The organism is Methylobacterium sp., from assembly GCF_019745455.1.
Lineage (GTDB): Bacteria > Pseudomonadota > Alphaproteobacteria > Rhizobiales > Beijerinckiaceae > Methylobacterium.
Genome location: NZ_JAIETD010000020.1, coordinates 59,632 through 75,817, shown reverse-complemented (window position 1 = coordinate 75,817; position 16,186 = coordinate 59,632). Strand labels below are relative to the sequence as shown.

Genomic DNA, 16,186 nt, shown 5'->3' with positions numbered 1-16,186 from the left:
AGTCGGGTTAAGGATTACCACCGATGGCCTTGAAGACATTCAAACCGGTCACGCCGAGCCTTCGCCAGCTCGTGCTCGTCGACCGCCGTGAGCTCTACAAGGGCAAGCCGGTCAAGAAGCTCACCGAGGGCAAATCGTCGTCCGGCGGACGCAACAATCTCGGCCGCATCACCGTTCGCTTCCGCGGCGGTGGTCACAAACGCACCCTGCGCAACGTCGACTTCAAGCGTCGCGAACAGCTTGGCGTGACGGCGACCGTGGAGCGGATCGAGTACGATCCGAACCGCACCGCCTTCATCGCGCTGATCACCTATCCGGACGGCGTGCAGAGCTACATCCTGGCTCCCCAGCGTCTTTCGCCAGGCGACAAGGTCATTGCCGCAGAACAGGTCGACATCAAGCCCGGCAATGCCGGCCCCGTCGGCAACATGCCGGTCGGTACGATCATTCACAACATCGAACTGAAAATCGGCAAGGGTGGCGCGATCGCCCGTTCGGCCGGCAACTACGCTCAGATCGTTGGCCGCGACCAGGGATACGTTACGCTTCGTCTGAACTCGGGCGAGCAGCGTCTGGTCCACGGCCAGTGCTTCGCCAGCGTCGGCGCCGTCTCGAACTCCGACCACATGAACATCTCGCTCGGCAAGGCGGGACGCAATCGCTGGCTCGGCAAGCGCCCGCATGTCCGCGGCGTCGCGATGAACCCGGTCGATCACCCGCATGGCGGCGGTGAGGGACGTACCTCTGGCGGCCGTAACCCGGTCACCCCATGGGGCGTGCCGACGAAGAGGAAGAAGACCAGGTCCAATAAGCGGACCGACGTCTTCATCCTGTCCAGCCGCCACAACCGCAAGAAGTAACCATCATGGCACGCTCGCTCTGGAAGGGGCCGTTCATCGACGGCTACCTCCTCAAAAAGGCCGAGGCCGCTCGTGGCTCGAGCCGCAACGAAGTCATTAAGATCTGGAGCCGCCGCTCCACGATCCTTCCGCAGTTCGTCGGGCTCACATTCGGTGTGCACAACGGGCAGAAGCACATCCCGGTCTACGTCTCCGAGGAAATGGTCGGCCATAAGTTCGGCGAGTTCTCGCCGACCCGCACCTTCCACGGTCACGCGGCCGACAAGAAGGCAAAGAGGCGCTGAGATGGGCAAGCAAGCCACCCCCCGCGCGCTGCCGGACAATGAGGCCAAGGCCGTCGCCCGCATGCTGCGCGTGTCGCCCCAGAAGCTGAATCTCGTCGCGCAGCTCATCCGCGGAAAGAAGGTCGACTCGGCGCTTGCCGATCTTGAATTCTCCCGCAAGCGGATCGCCCGCGAGGTCAAGAAGTGCCTCGAGAGCGCCATCGCGAATGCGGAGAACAACCACGACCTCGATGTCGACGATCTTGTCGTCAAAGAGGCCTTCGTCGGAAAGGCGCTGGTTCTCAAGCGCTTCCACGCCCGTGCCCGCGGTCGCGGCGCCCGTATCCTGAAGCCCTTCGCGAACCTCACCATCGTGGTGCGCGAAGTCCCGACCGCCGAAGCGGCGTGAGGAGGACCTGATGGGCCAGAAAATCAATCCGATCGGTCTGCGGCTCGGTATCAACCGGACCTGGGACTCGCGCTGGTTTGCTCAGAAGGGTGAGTACGCCAAGCTGATGCACGAGGACGTGGCGATTCGCGCTTCGCTCATGAAGCAGCTCAAGCAAGCCGCGGTCTCGAAGATCGTCATCGAGCGTCCGCACCGGAAGTGCCGCGTCACCATTCACTCTGGTCGTCCGGGTGTCGTGATCGGCAAGAAGGGCGCGGATATCGAGAAGCTGCGCAAGCTCGTCGGCACGATGACCAAGGCCGACGTGACCATCAACATCGTCGAGGTGCGCAAGCCCGAGATCGACGCCACCCTGGTGGCCGACTCGATCGCGCAGCAGCTCGAGCGTCGTGTCGCCTTCCGCCGCGCCATGAAGCGCGCGGTTCAGTCGGCGATGCGCCTGGGTGCCGAGGGCATCCGCATCAATTGCTCGGGCCGACTCGGCGGCGCCGAGATCGCGCGCCAGGAATGGTACCGTGAGGGCCGCGTTCCGCTGCATACCCTGCGGGCGGACGTCGATTACGGTGTCGCCACCGCCTTCACGACCTACGGGACGTGCGGGATCAAGGTTTGGGTGTTCAAGGGAGAGATCCTCGAGCACGACCCGATGGCGCAGGACAAGCGCGCTCAGGACGAGGGTGGCCGCTCCGGTGGTCGCCGTGAGCGCGATGGCGAAGGCGGCCGCGAGCGCGGCCGTCGCGATCACGCCTGATCGCACGCCCGATACAAGGAAGGTGTTGAGAGGCTGCCATGTTGCAACCCAAGAAGACCCGGTTTCGTAAGCAGTTCAAGGGCCGCATCCACGGTGCGGCCAAGGGCGGCTTCGAGCTGAATTTCGGTAGCTTCGGACTGAAGGCCATCGAGCCGGAGCGGATTACCGCGCGTCAGATCGAGGCAGCCCGCCGCGCGATCACCCGCGAGATGAAGCGCCAGGGCCGCGTCTGGATCCGGATCTTCCCGGATGTTCCGGTCACGGCCAAGCCCACCGAAGTCCGCATGGGCTCCGGTAAGGGCGCGCCCGAGTTCTGGGCCGCTCGCGTCCATCCCGGACGCATCATGTTCGAAGTCGACGGCGTCGCCGAGGACATCGCCAAGGAGGCCCTGCGCCTCGGTGCGGCGAAGCTCCCGATCCGCACGCGCGTCGTCCAGCGTATTGCCGATTGAGAGGGGAGGGGATCATGAAGTCGTCACAGAGACAGTCGGATCTGGCCGCCCTGTCGCCGGACCAGTTGAACGATGAGTTGCTCAACCTGAAGAAGGAGCAGTTCAACCTGCGCTTCCAAGGCGCCACTGGGCAGCTCGAGAACGTCGCGCGTGTCCGTGAGGTCCGCCGCGATATCGCCCGTGTCCGCACGCTGCAGCGTCAGAAGACGCTTGCTACGGCCCAGGCCTGAGGAGTCACACCACATGCCGAAGCGCGTATTGCAGGGCGTCGTCGTTAGCGACAAGGGTCAGAAGACCATCGTCGTCAAGGTGGAGCGTCGCTTCACCCATCCGGTGATGAAGAAGACCGTTCGTCGCTCCAAGAACTATCATGCCCATGACGAGGCGAATATTGCGAAGATCGGGCAGACGGTCTCCATCGAGGAGTGCCGTCCGTTTTCCAAGACCAAGACATGGAAGCTGGTCGACGGTGCTGTTGTCGAGGTTGCGGCCGAAGCCTGAACCACGGATCCATCCGGACACGAAAACGGGCGCAGAATTCTGCGCCCGTTTTCGTTTGCCTAATAATTCATGCGTCCCATTTTGAAGGCCGCTGCGACGCCCGTTCAACGCCGCGGCTTCGCGGGCTTCCGGTTCGCCGGTTTTGGAACGCCGATCGGTTTACGCGGCATCTGCGCGGAAAGTGCCATCCTGGCAATGTCATGCGGCCGCGGTGCACCGGCCGCGATGCGCCTGAGTGCCTCCGCCATCTCCTCGATCATCTGAGCCGATTCGCCCTCGAGGGTCTCCTCCGCTCGAATGCCGTTGAGTTCGGGTGCGATTTCCTCGGCTGCCTCCCGCAATTCTGCGATCAGCTCGGCGGGGCTCCAGCGGGGATAGGATGGTTCGGCCATGGCATGAGGATATGGCAGGAGGCATCGCGCGCCACAACCGAACTCAGCTCTTGCGCCAGCCTGACCTGACCGTCGATTTATCCCTTGCGCGATCCGTCCGCCTATAGTAGTGCGCATGGCTTCGCGACATTCGAGACGGGTGCTTGCACCTTTCGTACGCGGCGACCGCGCCGGTGTTCAGAACACCGAATGCGCGGTCCTTCATATGAGCCGGGGGCATCAGATCCCCATCAGGCGTCGTCCGCCGGACAATACCGTCCGCGTGCGGAAACCCGTCTGAAACAAGGAAAGGTCACTCTTGTGATCCAGATGCAGACGAATCTGGACGTCGCCGACAATTCTGGTGCACGTCGCGTGATGTGCATCAAGGTGCTCGGCGGGTCGAAGCGCAAATATGCCGGCGTCGGCGACATTATCGTCGTCTCCGTCAAGGAGGCGATCCCGCGCGGCCGCGTCAAGAAAGGCGACGTCATGAAGGCGGTCGTCGTTCGCACCGCGAAGGAAGTGAAGCGCGCCGACGGTTCGGTGATCCGCTTCGACAAGAACGCCGCCGTTCTGATCAACAATCAGAAGGAGCCGATCGGCACCCGCATCTTCGGACCGGTTCCGCGCGAGCTTCGCGGCCGCAACCACATGAAGATCATCTCGCTCGCGCCGGAGGTGCTGTGATGGCTGCCAAGGTCAAGAAGGGCGACAAGGTCGTCGTTCTCACCGGCCGCGACAGGGGTCGCTCGGGTGAGGTGATTCAGGTGCTCCCGAAGGAAGATCGCGCGCTCGTTCGCGGCATCAACCTCGTGAAGAAGCACCAGAAGCAGACGCAGAACCAGGAAGGCGGAATTGTCTCGAAAGAGGCCGCCATCCATCTCTCCAACATCGCCGTCGCCGACCCCAAGGATGGGCAGCCGACGCGGGTTGGTTTCCGCATTCTCGACGACGGCCGCAAGGTCCGGTTCGCCAAGCGCTCGGGGGATCTGATCGATGGCTGAGAAGAACGCTGACAACTACGTCCCTCGCCTGCGCAAGCACTACGACGAAGTCGTGCGCCAGAAGTTGATCGAGGAGTTCGGTTACAAGAACCCGATGCAGGTTCCTGTGATCGAGAAGATCGTGATCAATATGGGCGTCGGCGAGTCGACCGCTGATTCGAAGAAGGCCTCGGTGGCGGCGGGCGATCTTGCCCTCATTGCCGGCCAAAAGCCGGTCATCACCCGGGCCCGCAAGGCGATCGCGACCTTCAAGGTCCGCGAGGGCATGCCGATCGGCTGCAAGGTGACGCTCCGCAAGGCGCGCATGTACGAGTTCATGGATCGCCTAGTCACGATCGCGCTGCCGCGCGTCCGCGACTTCCGCGGCCTGAACCCGCGCTCCTTCGACGGTCGCGGGAACTATGCCCTCGGGCTTAAGGAGCACCTCGTGTTTCCTGAGATCTCCTACGACAAGGCCGAGGCGACCTGGGGCATGGACATCGTGATCCAGACCACGGCTCAGACCGATGCTGAGGCGCGCGCGCTCCTCACGCAGTTCCGATTCCCGTTCCGGCAGTAAGCGCCTCGTGGCTCTTATACGCGGACACCGGAGACAGACATGGCAAAGAAAAGCTCAGTCGAGAAAAACAACCACCGCAAGGAGTTGGTGAAGCGGTTCGCCGCCAAGCGCAAGGCGCTGCTCGCCACCGCCAACAACGACTCCCTCGAGATGGAGGAGCGCTTCGAGGCACGCCTCAAGCTCGCGGAACTTCCCCGCAACTCGTCCGCGACACGCATCCGCAACCGCTGCGGCATGACCGGCCGTCCGCGCGCGTTCTATCGCAAGATGGGCGTGTCGCGCATCGCGCTTCGCGAACTCGGCAACCAGGGTCTGATCCCCGGTCTCGTCAAGTCGAGCTGGTAAGGAGCACGCACCATGGTCAACGATCCCGTGGGCGATATGCTCACCCGCATCCGCAATGGACAGCAGCGTCGGCGCAACGTCGTCCAGACGCCCGGCTCCCGTCTGCGCGCGAGCGTTCTCGACGTTCTGAAGTCCGAGGGCTACATCCGTGATTACGCCACCACCGATTTCGGAAACGGCCGCACGGAATTCGCGATCGAGCTGAAGTACTATGACGGCCAGCCCGTCATCCGCTCGATCCAGCGTGTCTCGAAGCCCGGCCGCCGCGTCTACTCGTCGGTCGGTGAACTCCCCCGCGTCGCCGACGGCCTCGGCGTTACCATCGTGTCCACCCCGCAGGGCGTCATGGCCGACCACGAGGCGCGTGAGCGCAACGTCGGCGGCGAAGTGCTCTGCAAGGTGTTCTGATCTCGGACGATAAGGAGGAAAGGCCATGTCTCGCGTAGGCAAGAAGCCCGTTCCCGTCCCGTCCGGCGTGACGGCGACGGTGACCGGTCAAACGGTGAAGATGAAGGGCTCGAAGGGCGAACTCCAGTTCGTCGTTCCGAACCTGGTGGACGTTTCGTTCGCGGACGGCGCGGTTTCCGTGCAGCCGAAGAACCAAACCAAGGAAGCGCGTTCGCTCTGGGGCACCTCGCGTGCTCAGGTCGCGAACCTCGTCGAGGGCGTATCGAAGGGCTTCGAGAAGAAGCTCGAGATCACCGGCGTCGGCTATCGTGCGGCGATGGCCGGCAAGGCCCTCAAGCTGTCGCTCGGCTACAGCCACGACATCGAGTACGAAATCCCGGCCGGCATCACCATCACGACGCCCAAGCCCACGGAAATCGTGATCACGGGCATCGACCGGCAGGTTGTCGGTCAGGTCGCCGCCGAGATCCGCGACTATCGCGGTCCCGAGCCCTACAAGGGCAAGGGCGTGAAGTATGCGGGTGAGTTCATCTTCCGCAAGGAAGGCAAGAAGAAGTAAGGGCCGGCGATCATGTCACGCAAAATCGATGCACTCGACCGCCGCAAGGCTCGTGTGCGCCGCGCGCTGCGGGCCGCGGCGAACGGACGGCCCCGTCTCTCGGTGTTCCGTTCGTCCAAGCAGATCTACGTCCAGGTAATCGACGACGCCGAGGGTCGTACCCTCGCCGCCGCTTCGAGCATCGACAAGGGTCTCAAGGGCGATCTGAAGACTGGGGCCGATGTTGCCGCAGCGGCGGCGGTCGGCAAGCTCGTTGCCGAGCGCGCCAAGGCGGCTGGGGTCACCAAGGTGATCTTCGACCGGTCCGGCTACCTCTTTCACGGCCGCGTCAAGGCGTTGGCCGAGGCTGCCCGCGAAGGCGGTCTGGAGTTCTGAGAATTGGCGGTAGGGGATGGCCTTGGGCCATCCCTCGATTCTAGCGAATCAAGCGAGCGGGTCTGCCAACCTGCGCCAGTGAGATAACGGAAAGACAGCATGGCACGTGAACGGGAAGGCGGGGGCCGCGGCCGCCGCGACGAGCGCGAAGAGCGCGACAGCGAGTTCGTTGACAAGCTCGTACATATCAACCGCGTCGCCAAGGTGGTGAAGGGTGGCCGTCGCTTCGGCTTCGCTGCTCTCGTCGTCGTCGGCGACCAAAAGGGCCGCGTCGGCTTCGGTCACGGCAAGGCCCGTGAGGTTCCCGAGGCGATCCGCAAGGCGACTGAAGCCGCCAAGCGCGGTCTCGTCCGCGTGGCCCTCCGCGAGGGTCGGACGCTGCACCACGACGTGCAGGGCCGTCATGGGGCCGGCAAGGTGATTCTGCGCGCAGCGCCACAAGGTACCGGCATCATCGCCGGCGGCCCGATGCGCGCCGTGTTCGAGACCCTCGGCATGCAGGATGTAGTCGCCAAGAGCCTCGGCTCGTCGAACCCCTACAACCTCGTCCGCGCGACCTTCGACGCGCTGAAGAACGAGGACAGCCCGCGCGCGGTCGCCGCTCGTCGCGGCATCAAGGTGTCGGCCCTTCAGGCCCGCCGCCGTGACGCCGACCCGACCGACCTGTCCGAAGCAGCCGTGGCTTAAGGGAGGGTCCGATGGCACAGAAGACACTCCGCATCGAGCAGATCGGTTCCCCGATCCGCCGTGAGGGCGATCAACGCGCGACGCTGATCGGCCTCAAGCTCAACAAGCTGCACCGTGTTTCCGAGCTGGAGGATACTCCCTCCGTGCGCGGGATGATCCGCAAGGTTCAGCACCTCGTGCGCGTCCTCGACGACGCGGCCTGAGGGAGGGCATCATGAAGCTGAACGAAATTCGCGATAACGACGGCGCAACCAAGAACCGGATGCGCGTCGGCCGGGGCATCGGCTCCGGCAAGGGCAAGACCGCGGGCCGCGGCGTGAAGGGTCAGAAGGCCCGCACCGGCGTCTCGATCAAGGGCTTCGAGGGCGGTCAGATGCCGCTGCATCGTCGCCTCCCGAAGCGGGGCTTCAACAATCTGTATTCCACGGATCTGAACGAGGTGAATCTCGGTCGCATCCAGGAGGCTGTTGATGCCGGCCGTATCGAGGCAGGTGCGACCATCACGGTTGAGACACTGATCGCGGCCGGCATCTGTGCGCGAGCACGCGACGGCGTGAAGCTCCTTGGCGTCGGCGAGTTGACCACCAAGCTCGCCTTCAAGGTGACCCGTGCTTCTAAATCCGCCATCGCGGCGGTGGAGAAAGCCGGCGGCTCGGTCACGGTCGAATTTGCCGACGGTGTCTCCACCCGCGGCAAGACCGACAGCGCGGTTGCGTAGACGCACCACGCTCTTTAAGTCGAACCCCTGAGCGGCGGCCCGTGCGACCTGCGCGTGGCCGCCGTCTTCGTTATGTGACGGGTGTGAATACACCCGGCCGAATAGGTTTTCAGGAACCGAGACCATGGCCTCAGCCGCTGAGCAGCTCGCCGCGAACCTCAATTTCGGGGCGATCGCCAAGGCCGACGAACTCAAGAAGCGCATCTGGTTTACGCTGGGTGCGCTCGTGGTGTTCCGGCTCGGCACCTACATCCCGATCCCCGGCATCGATCCTGAGCAATTCGCGCGCAACTTCCAGAGCCAGGCCGGCGGTGTGCTGGGCCTGTTCAACATGTTCTCCGGCGGTGCCGTCGAGCGCATGGCGATCTTCGCGCTCAACATCATGCCGTACATCTCGGCCTCGATCATCATCCAGCTTCTTACCTCGGTGATTCCGACGCTCGAAGCTCTGAAGAAAGAGGGGGAGTCCGGCCGCAAGGTCATCAATCAGTACACGCGCTATCTCACGGTCGTGTTGGCGCTGGTTCAGAGTTGGGGCATCGCCATCGGCTTGCAGGGGTCGAGCGCCGCGACCGATCCTGGACCGTTCTTCATCCTGTCGACGGTGATCACCCTGACAGGCGGAACGCTGTTCCTGATGTGGATCGGTGAGCAGATCACCTCGCGCGGCATCGGTAACGGCTCCTCGCTCATCATCTTCGCCGGGATTGTTGCGCACCTGCCGACGGCGATCATCGGCGCGCTCGAATTGAGCCGCACCGGAGGCCTCTCGGCGGCCGTGATCCTGGGCGTCGGTATTGCCGCGGCCGTCCTCGTCTACTTCATCGTCTTCATGGAGCGGGCCCAGCGCCGGATCCTGATCAACTACCCCAAGCGGCAGGTCGGCAATAAGATGTACGAGGGTCAGACCTCGTTCCTGCCCCTGAAGCTGAACACTGCCGGCGTGATTCCGCCGATCTTCGCCTCGTCGCTTCTGCTGCTTCCGGCGACGATCGCGAGCTTCTCGGCGAACCAGGGCGGGACCGGCATCCTCGCCACCATTACCACCTATCTCGGCCACGGCCGACCGCTCTACATGCTGCTTTACGCGGCCCTGATCATCTTCTTCGCCTTCTTCTACACCGCCGTTGTGTTCAACCCGGAGGAAACGGCCGACAATTTGAAGAAGCAGGGCGGCTTCATACCCGGTATTCGGCCTGGTGAGCGGACGGCCGCCTTCATCGACAAGGTGCTGACGCGGATCACCGTCATCGGTGCACTGTATCTGACCCTGGTCTGTCTGGTGCCCGAAATTCTTGCGTCTCAAGTGTCGGCGAGTCTCGGTTTCGGCGGCACGTCGCTGCTGATCGTGGTGTCTGTCACGATGGACACCGTTGCCCAGATCCACGGGCATCTGATAGCCCACCAATATGAGGGATTGGTGAAGAAGGCCAAGCTGCGCGGGGCGACGCCCAAGAGGCGCTGAGCCGTCCTCGGCACGGATTTCACGGCGGCGTCGTAAAAGGCGCCGCGGCCGATCAAGAAGCCCGGCTGCGGGTCAAACACGAGGAAGCGACGCCCATGCGGATCATCCTGCTCGGACCGCCCGGAGCCGGCAAGGGAACTCAGTCTGCCCGCATCGTCGAGCGCTTCGGCATTCCGCAGCTCTCGACAGGCGACATGCTACGCGCCGCTGTAGCCGCTGGAACTCCGGTTGGACTCGAGGCGAAGTCGATCATGGAAAGCGGCGGGCTGGTCACGGATTCCGTCGTCGTCGGTATCGTCGCCGACCGGATCGAGGAAGCCGACGCGCGGTCCGGCTTCATCCTCGACGGCTTCCCTCGCACGGTGGATCAGGCAATCGCTCTCGATCGGATGCTGTCCGACAAGGGTCTATCCCTGACGACGGTCATCGAGTTCGTGGTGGATGAAAGCGCCCTCGTCGGCCGGATCGCCAAGCGGGCCGAGGAGACCGCCGCACGCGGTGAGCCCGTTCGCAAGGACGATACCCCCGAGGTCTTCAAGACCCGTCTCGACGCCTACAAGATGCAGACCGCACCGCTCTCGGCTTATTACGGTAGCCTCGGGACGCTCGAGACCGTGGATGGAATGAAGCCGGTCGATCAGGTCACCGAAGATCTCTTGAAGATCCTCGAGGCCCACGCCGAAACTGCCGCCTCCTGACACTCGATCAGATCGAGGGTTGACAGGGTGTGCTCAGCGCGCTACCCGACCGACCTTCGTCCAGATGCGTCATGGGTCCGAGGTACCTCGTCGAGGGGCCGCGGGCCGATTTGTCGTTACGGACGGCGTGCAGGGGCCGGCCTCCACCGGACGCACGTCTCAGCAATCTCGGCCGGGCGGATCGTCCCGCGCCACTGGAGAATGACCTTGGCCCGTATCGCTGGCGTTAACATCCCGACCAACAAGCGCGTCGTCATCGCGCTGCAGTACATCCACGGCATCGGCCCGAAGAAGGCCGAGGAGATCACAGGCAAGGTCGGCATTCCGGCCGAGCGCCGCGTGAACCAACTCACCGACGCCGAGGTGCTGTCGATTCGCGAGACGATCGACCGCGACTACATCGTCGAGGGCGACCTGCGCCGCGAAGTGTCGATGAACATCAAGCGCCTGATGGATCTTGGCTGCTACCGCGGTCTGCGCCATCGCCGCAACTTGCCGGTCCGCGGCCAGCGCACGCACACCAATGCGCGTACTCGCAAGGGCAAGTCGAAGCCCATCGCCGGTAAGAAGAAGTAATCCTTCGCGCTTGGGAGGCCGTGCTTCGCTCGGCTTCCTAACCGTTGCAACGGGTGGCCCACGTGGCTGCCTGGCATGACGAGCTGGTTCAACATGTGCCGCCGTCAGATCGACATCAGAAATCCCGAGCGCCTGGCATTACGGGCGCGCCTGAAGGACGAGAGATAAGATGGCTAAGGAAGCAACCCGCGTTCGTCGTCGCGAGCGCAAGAATATCGTGTCGGGCGTCGCGCACGTGAATGCCTCGTTCAACAACACGATGGTCACAATCACCGACGCGCAGGGCAACACCATCTCATGGTCGTCGGCTGGCGCGATGGGCTTCAAGGGCTCACGCAAGTCGACGCCCTACGCTGCCCAGGTCGCGGCGGAGGACGCGGCCCGCAAGGCATCCGAGCACGGCATGCGCACCCTTGAGGTCGAGGTCTCCGGTCCGGGGTCCGGCCGTGAATCGGCGTTGCGCGCGCTCCAGGCTGCCGGCTTCACGGTTACCTCGATCCGCGATGTGACATCGATCCCCCACAACGGCTGCCGTCCGCGCAAGCGTCGTCGGGTCTGATCGAGCAGCGGCTGGCGTGACGGAGACGGAGAAACGCGTGTCGGGTGCGGGCAAGCCCCTTCCGGGTGTGCTGCGTTGGAATCTCGGCGACCTCACGGTTACCGTGCTCAATGACGGCTACCTGCAGGGCTCCCTCGATCTCGTCACGGGCATTTCTAAGGATGAAGCCGGTTCGCTTCAGGCGGCCGGCTTCCGAGCCGACGCACCGCGGATCACGCTCAACGCATTTCTGATCACCGGTCCGGGCCGCAAACCGATCTTGATCGACACGGGTATGGGCGGTCTCGGCGGCGAGACGCTCGGTCATGTTCCGGCTGCTCTGGCCGTCGCTGGCGTTGGAGCCGATGAGATCGAGACGGTGCTTCTCACGCACCTTCATCCCGATCACGCCGGCGGCCTGATCGACGCTGACGGCAAGGCCTTCTATCCGAATGCGAGCCTCGTGTTGCATGCCAACGAGGCCGCGCATTGGCTCGATGCCGGAGCAATGTCGCGGGCTCCGGACGCGGCCAAGCCGTATTTCGAGAACGCGCAGAAAGCGGTCGCACCTTACGCCGGACGAATGACGCTCCACACGGGTGGGGATGTCGGACCTGGTGTCGAGGCAGTGCCATTGCCGGGTCATACGCCAGGGCATACCGGTTTCCGGATCGGCACGGGCCGACACACGCTGATGATGTGGACTGACGTCGTCCACCTCCCGGCGATCCAGTTCAAGAACCCGGAGGCCGGGGTTTCGTTCGACGTAGACGGCGACCAGGCCCGGATTGTGCGCAAGCGCGTCCTCGACGAGGTCGCCAGCGAGCGTTGCCTGATCGCCGGTTCCCATCTGGAGTTCCCAGCGCTGGGCTACGTCGCGCGCGACGGCGCCGGCTACAGCTTCGTGCCGGAGCTCTGGGTGGCGGCACAGTGACGGACGCGGAAACGCGGACGAGAGATTTCGAGGCCGTACGGCGCTGGGCGTAGCGTCGAACGGAATCCGGCGCGGACACCACTAATGGTCCGCGTAGACTTTGCGAGAGGTAGGACCGTGGTCATTCAGAAGAACTGGCAAGAGCTCATCAAGCCGAACAAGCTCCAGGTCTCGACCGGGCACGACCCCAAGCGGGTCGCCACCGTGGTGGCCGAGCCGCTCGAGCGCGGCTTCGGCACGACACTGGGCAATTCGCTGCGTCGCGTGCTGCTGTCCTCGCTTCAGGGCGCAGCCGTGACTTCCGTGCAGATCGACGGCGTGCTGCATGAATTCTCGTCGATCCCGGGCGTGCGCGAGGACGTCACCGACATCGTCCTCAACATCAAGACCATCGCGATCCGCTCGCAGACCGAAGCGCCGAAGCGCCTGACGCTGCGCAAGACCGGCCCCGGCGTCGTCACCGCCGGCGATATCAGCGCAGTCGGCGACATTCAGATCCTCAACCCAGACCTCGTGATCTGCACGCTCGACGATGGCGCTGAGATCCGGATGGAGTTCACGGTCGCTACCGGCAAGGGTTACGTCCCCGCTGAGCGCAACCGGCCCGAAGATGCGCCGATCGGCCTGATCCCGGTGGATGCCCTGTTCTCGCCCGTCACCAAGGTCAGCTACCGCATCGAGACCACCCGCGAGGGCCAGGATCTCGACAAGGACAAGCTGACGATGACGATCGAGACCAACGGCGCCGTATCGCCCGAGGATGCTCTCGCCTACGCCGCGCGCATCATTCAGGACCAGCTGCAGGTCTTCGTGAACTTCGAAGAGCCCCGCAAGGAGGAGGCGCAACCGCTCGCTCCGCAGCTCCCCTTCAACCCGGCCCTGCTCAAGAAGGTCGACGAACTCGAACTCTCGGTGCGTTCTGCGAACTGCCTGAAGAACGACAACATCGTTTATATCGGCGACCTCATCCAGAAGTCTGAGGGCGAGATGCTGCGCACCCCGAACTTCGGCCGCAAGTCGCTGAACGAGATCAAGGAAGTGCTCGCCGCGATGGGTCTGCACCTCGGCATGGACATCCCCGGCTGGCCGCCGGAGAACATCGAGGACCTCGCGAAGCGCTTCGAGGAGCACTACTAGGCTGACAACCTTCGTCGTTCCGGGGCTCAGGGCAGTGCCCGGAACGACGGTGTGTGAGGCGCACCGATTCCGGCGCGCTCCCTGAGGAAATCCCGCCGCGGGGTCATGCGGAATGAGAAGCCCCGCTCATGGGGCGCTTGGCCGTACCGTGGCACGGCGGCCATCAACGAAGGAAAGCCATCATGCGTCACGGTTTCCGCGGTCGTCGATTCAACCGCACCACCGAGCATCGCAAGGCGATGTTCGCGAACATGTCCGCCGCGCTGATCAAGCACGAGCAGATCATCACCACGCTGCCGAAGGCCAAGGACCTGCGTCCCGTCATCGAGAAGCTGATCACGCTGGGCAAGACCGACACGCTTCATGCGCGTCGTCTCGCTATGTCGCAGATCCGCGATGCCGACATGGTCCGCAAGCTCTTCGCCGTCATCGGTCCGCGCTACAACACCCGCCCGGGTGGCTATTGCCGCATCATGAAGGCCGGCTTTCGTTACGGCGACAACGCGCCGCTCGCCGTCATCGAGTTCGTCGACCGCGATGTCGATGCCCGCGGAAAGGATTCAGGTCCGGTACTGACGGACGAAGCCGCCTGATCGCGGTTCGCGGTCTCGAGCGTAGAAAAAGGGGCGGTCCGTAGGACCGCCCCTTTTTCCATTTCAGCCGCAGGGTCCCGGCGGCGTCCTATCCGACAGCCGGACCGGATGCAGAGATACTCAGGCGCGGACAGAGAGCAGGTTTGCCACCTGTGACGCGAGTTCGGCGGACTCGAACGGCTTGCGGAGAACGGCGACATTCGCGGGGATCGGCACCGCCTCCGCATGGCCGGTAACGATCAGGACGGGAACGTTCAGTCCGCTGCGCCGGATGGCGTCCATGAGGTCGACCCCCGTCATGCCCGGCATCGCGAGATCGGCGACGACGAGGTCGAACTTTCCCGTCTTCAGGAGGGCGAGAGCAGCCTGGCCGTCCTTGGCTTCGGTCTCGCGATAGCCGAACCCGTTGAGGAACGAAGCCGTCACGTGGCGGACCTCGTCGTCGTCGTCCACCACGAGAATGCGGGCGGGGCGCGTTTCGACGGCCGTCAGAGGAGCGGGCAGTTCGGCTTCCTCCATCACAGATTCCGCCCGAGGGAGGATCAGCTCGACGCGAGTGCCTTCGCCCACGACACTGGTGATCCGCAGCCGCCCGCTCGATTGCTGCGCCAGGCCGAAGACCATGGCGAGGCCGAGACCCGTTCCTTGGCCGAGGGACTTGGTGGTGAAGAACGGCTCGCAGACGCGTTCGAGGAGTTCGGCCGGGATGCCGGTACCACTGTCGCTGACGGCGACGGAGACGTAGTCGCCCTCGGGAAGATCGGGATCGTCGACCGCAACTCCGCTCATCGTCGAGATCACGATCCGCCCTCCCTCCGGCATGGCGTCGCGCGCGTTGATGCAGAGGTTGAGGATTGCGAGTTCGAGTTGATCGGGATCGACGAGGGCATGCGGACAGCCGCCATCGAGTTCCTTGCTCACCGTCACGAGGCCACCGAGGCTGCCGCCGATCAGCTCGCCCATCCCGCAGATCAATGCGTTCAGGTCCACTGCGCGGGAGCGGAGTTCGCGCGAGCGGCTGAAGCCGAGAAGTCGCTTCGTCAGCGCGGCGCCGCGCTGTGCTGCCTGCGTAGCATTGCCGACGAGACGCTGCACCCTCGGCTGGTCGGCAATCTTGGGCGCGACCAGTTCGAGACTGCCGAGGATGGCGGTGAGAAGGTTGTTGAAGTCATGGGCGATGCCGCCTGCGAGAGTTCCGAGCGCCTGCATCTTGTCGGATTGGCGAAGGCGCGCCTCCAGCATGCGCTGCTCCGTGACGTCTCGCTCGATCACCGCGAGATGGGCGACATGGCCGGCCTCGTCCCGGATAGGCACTCTGACCACGTGGCTCCAGCGCTCCGCGCCGGCCGGGCCCTCCGTGACCAAGCCCTCGGTGGAGGAGCCCGAGCCGATAGCGGCAATGTCCGCCTCATGGCTTGCAGCGGAATGTTCGCCACCGATCTCCGCCTCGGTGCGGCCGAGGCAGACAGAGACGTCGCGTCCGAGACGCTCGGCCTTGCGGGCGTTCAGGCGCACAAAGCGCCCCTCCGGGTCCTTGAAGGCGATCGCGTCCTCGGTGTGGTCGAGGAGACCGAGGAGAAGTGAGCGCTCGGTCGCGAGATCGCGCCCGAGGCGATGGCGCTCGATGGCGTTCCGGACCGTACTGCGCAGAAGTACCGAGTCCCACGGTTTCGTGACGTAGCCGGTGATCCCGCCACGATTGAGGGCGGCGACGACGGCGCTGAGGTCGGCATATCCCGTGAGGAGGATGGCCTGTGCGTCATGGAACGCCCGCGCCTCTGCGAGGAGCTGGTCGCCCGTCATGCCCGGCATCCGCTGGTCCGAGACGATCACGGCGATCTCGGAATTCGCCCTGAGAATGCCGAGAGCTTCGGCTGGGCTCGTCGTCGTGCGGATCTCGTACTCGTCCTCGAAGAGGTCCTCGAGGGCGACGAGGATGTCCGGCTCGTCGTCGACGGCGAGTATCGTACCTTTGGCCAT

The 16,186-nt window shown here is 64.2% G+C and carries 26 protein-coding genes; 24 read left to right on the top strand and 2 right to left on the bottom strand.

The genetic code is table 11. The features are described 5' to 3' along the window. Positions 1-23 precede the first annotated feature (23 nt). The 7 genes from rplB to rpsQ are packed head-to-tail and all read left to right on the top strand — an operon-like array spanning position 24 to position 3,236. On the top strand, positions 24-860 hold the full coding sequence (rplB, locus tag K2Y56_RS03700) for a 50S ribosomal protein L2 (protein ID WP_292505194.1): 837 nt from the start codon (positions 24-26) through the stop codon (positions 858-860). 5 nt (positions 861-865) lie between these two features. Then, the gene (gene rpsS / locus K2Y56_RS03695; RefSeq protein ID WP_238242921.1) at positions 866-1,144 is read left to right on the top strand and encodes a 30S ribosomal protein S19; all 279 of its coding nucleotides are present in this window, start codon (positions 866-868) and stop codon (positions 1,142-1,144) included. Between the two features lies 1 nt (position 1,145). Beyond that, the gene (gene rplV / locus K2Y56_RS03690; RefSeq protein ID WP_292505188.1) at positions 1,146-1,532 is read left to right on the top strand and encodes a 50S ribosomal protein L22; all 387 of its coding nucleotides are present in this window, start codon (positions 1,146-1,148) and stop codon (positions 1,530-1,532) included. Positions 1,533-1,542: 10 nt separating this feature from the next. Further along, a complete protein-coding gene (rpsC, locus tag K2Y56_RS03685; RefSeq protein ID WP_292505187.1) occupies positions 1,543-2,283 on the top strand; it encodes a 30S ribosomal protein S3 in 741 nt (246 codons plus the stop codon). Positions 2,284-2,321: 38 nt separating this feature from the next. Beyond that, positions 2,322-2,735, top strand: a complete 414-nt coding sequence (rplP, locus tag K2Y56_RS03680; protein ID WP_292505185.1) for a 50S ribosomal protein L16 — start codon at positions 2,322-2,324, stop codon at positions 2,733-2,735. A 14-nt stretch (positions 2,736-2,749) separates the two neighbouring features. Further along, a complete protein-coding gene (gene rpmC / locus K2Y56_RS03675) occupies positions 2,750-2,965 on the top strand; it encodes a 50S ribosomal protein L29 (RefSeq protein ID WP_292505183.1) in 216 nt (71 codons plus the stop codon). 13 nt (positions 2,966-2,978) lie between these two features. After that, the gene (gene rpsQ / locus K2Y56_RS03670; protein ID WP_292505180.1) at positions 2,979-3,236 is read left to right on the top strand and encodes a 30S ribosomal protein S17; all 258 of its coding nucleotides are present in this window, start codon (positions 2,979-2,981) and stop codon (positions 3,234-3,236) included. Positions 3,237-3,340: 104 nt separating this feature from the next. Here rpsQ and K2Y56_RS03665 read toward each other — a convergent pair whose 3' ends face one another. Next, positions 3,341-3,628, bottom strand: coding sequence for a hypothetical protein (locus K2Y56_RS03665; protein WP_292505179.1), 288 nt, complete (start codon positions 3,626-3,628; stop codon positions 3,341-3,343). A gap of 300 nt (positions 3,629-3,928) precedes the next feature. Here K2Y56_RS03665 and rplN point away from each other — a divergent pair, with 300 nt between their 5' ends. The 17 genes from rplN to rplQ all read left to right on the top strand — a co-directional run bounded on the left by rplN (position 3,929) and on the right by rplQ (position 14,206). Continuing rightward, a complete protein-coding gene (gene rplN / locus K2Y56_RS03660; RefSeq protein WP_055881693.1) occupies positions 3,929-4,297 on the top strand; it encodes a 50S ribosomal protein L14 in 369 nt (122 codons plus the stop codon). After that, positions 4,297-4,614 carry a 50S ribosomal protein L24 gene (gene rplX, locus K2Y56_RS03655; protein WP_292505177.1) on the top strand — a complete coding sequence of 106 codons (318 nt, stop codon included), beginning with the start codon at positions 4,297-4,299 and terminating at the stop codon, positions 4,612-4,614. Before rplN ends, rplX begins: the two co-directional genes overlap by 1 nt. Then, the gene (rplE, locus tag K2Y56_RS03650) at positions 4,607-5,173 is read left to right on the top strand and encodes a 50S ribosomal protein L5 (protein ID WP_292505175.1); all 567 of its coding nucleotides are present in this window, start codon (positions 4,607-4,609) and stop codon (positions 5,171-5,173) included. Before rplX ends, rplE begins: the two co-directional genes overlap by 8 nt. A 39-nt stretch (positions 5,174-5,212) precedes the next feature. After that, entirely contained in the window at positions 5,213-5,518 is a 306-nt protein-coding gene (rpsN, locus tag K2Y56_RS03645; protein WP_292505172.1) for a 30S ribosomal protein S14, read from the top strand. A gap of 12 nt (positions 5,519-5,530) precedes the next feature. Further along, a complete protein-coding gene (gene rpsH / locus K2Y56_RS03640) occupies positions 5,531-5,926 on the top strand; it encodes a 30S ribosomal protein S8 (RefSeq protein ID WP_163639994.1) in 396 nt (131 codons plus the stop codon). A gap of 25 nt (positions 5,927-5,951) precedes the next feature. Beyond that, on the top strand, positions 5,952-6,485 hold the full coding sequence (gene rplF / locus K2Y56_RS03635) for a 50S ribosomal protein L6 (RefSeq protein ID WP_292505167.1): 534 nt from the start codon (positions 5,952-5,954) through the stop codon (positions 6,483-6,485). A 12-nt stretch (positions 6,486-6,497) separates the two neighbouring features. Beyond that, positions 6,498-6,860 (top strand): 50S ribosomal protein L18, encoded by a 363-nt coding sequence (rplR, locus tag K2Y56_RS03630; protein ID WP_292505165.1) that lies wholly within the window; start codon positions 6,498-6,500, stop codon positions 6,858-6,860. Between the two features lie 99 nt (positions 6,861-6,959). Further along, positions 6,960-7,547: a 30S ribosomal protein S5 gene (rpsE, locus tag K2Y56_RS03625; protein WP_292505162.1), complete on the top strand. Its 588-nt coding sequence runs from the start codon at positions 6,960-6,962 to the stop codon at positions 7,545-7,547. 11 nt (positions 7,548-7,558) lie between these two features. After that, positions 7,559-7,750, top strand: a complete 192-nt coding sequence (gene rpmD / locus K2Y56_RS03620) for a 50S ribosomal protein L30 (protein ID WP_292505159.1) — start codon at positions 7,559-7,561, stop codon at positions 7,748-7,750. An 11-nt stretch (positions 7,751-7,761) separates the two neighbouring features. After that, positions 7,762-8,265 carry a 50S ribosomal protein L15 gene (gene rplO, locus K2Y56_RS03615; protein WP_292505156.1) on the top strand — a complete coding sequence of 168 codons (504 nt, stop codon included), beginning with the start codon at positions 7,762-7,764 and terminating at the stop codon, positions 8,263-8,265. Between the two features lie 124 nt (positions 8,266-8,389). After that, positions 8,390-9,730 (top strand): preprotein translocase subunit SecY, encoded by a 1,341-nt coding sequence (gene secY / locus K2Y56_RS03610; RefSeq protein ID WP_292505153.1) that lies wholly within the window; start codon positions 8,390-8,392, stop codon positions 9,728-9,730. Between the two features lie 95 nt (positions 9,731-9,825). Further along, positions 9,826-10,428: an adenylate kinase gene (locus K2Y56_RS03605; RefSeq protein WP_292505150.1), complete on the top strand. Its 603-nt coding sequence runs from the start codon at positions 9,826-9,828 to the stop codon at positions 10,426-10,428. Between the two features lie 207 nt (positions 10,429-10,635). Continuing rightward, the gene (gene rpsM, locus K2Y56_RS03600) at positions 10,636-11,004 is read left to right on the top strand and encodes a 30S ribosomal protein S13 (RefSeq protein ID WP_019904471.1); all 369 of its coding nucleotides are present in this window, start codon (positions 10,636-10,638) and stop codon (positions 11,002-11,004) included. Between the two features lie 169 nt (positions 11,005-11,173). Continuing rightward, positions 11,174-11,563: a 30S ribosomal protein S11 gene (rpsK, locus tag K2Y56_RS03595; protein ID WP_292505145.1), complete on the top strand. Its 390-nt coding sequence runs from the start codon at positions 11,174-11,176 to the stop codon at positions 11,561-11,563. Positions 11,564-11,600: 37 nt separating this feature from the next. After that, positions 11,601-12,476 carry an MBL fold metallo-hydrolase gene (locus K2Y56_RS03590; RefSeq protein WP_292505261.1) on the top strand — a complete coding sequence of 292 codons (876 nt, stop codon included), beginning with the start codon at positions 11,601-11,603 and terminating at the stop codon, positions 12,474-12,476. A gap of 84 nt (positions 12,477-12,560) precedes the next feature. After that, a complete protein-coding gene (locus K2Y56_RS03585) occupies positions 12,561-13,613 on the top strand; it encodes a DNA-directed RNA polymerase subunit alpha (protein WP_292505141.1) in 1,053 nt (350 codons plus the stop codon). Positions 13,614-13,795: 182 nt separating this feature from the next. Continuing rightward, positions 13,796-14,206, top strand: coding sequence for a 50S ribosomal protein L17 (gene rplQ / locus K2Y56_RS03580; RefSeq protein ID WP_292505139.1), 411 nt, complete (start codon positions 13,796-13,798; stop codon positions 14,204-14,206). Between the two features lie 120 nt (positions 14,207-14,326). On the opposite strand, the gene K2Y56_RS03575 is transcribed toward rplQ, so the two are convergent. Beyond that, positions 14,327-16,186 (bottom strand): response regulator, encoded by a 1,860-nt coding sequence (locus K2Y56_RS03575; RefSeq protein ID WP_292505136.1) that lies wholly within the window; start codon positions 16,184-16,186, stop codon positions 14,327-14,329.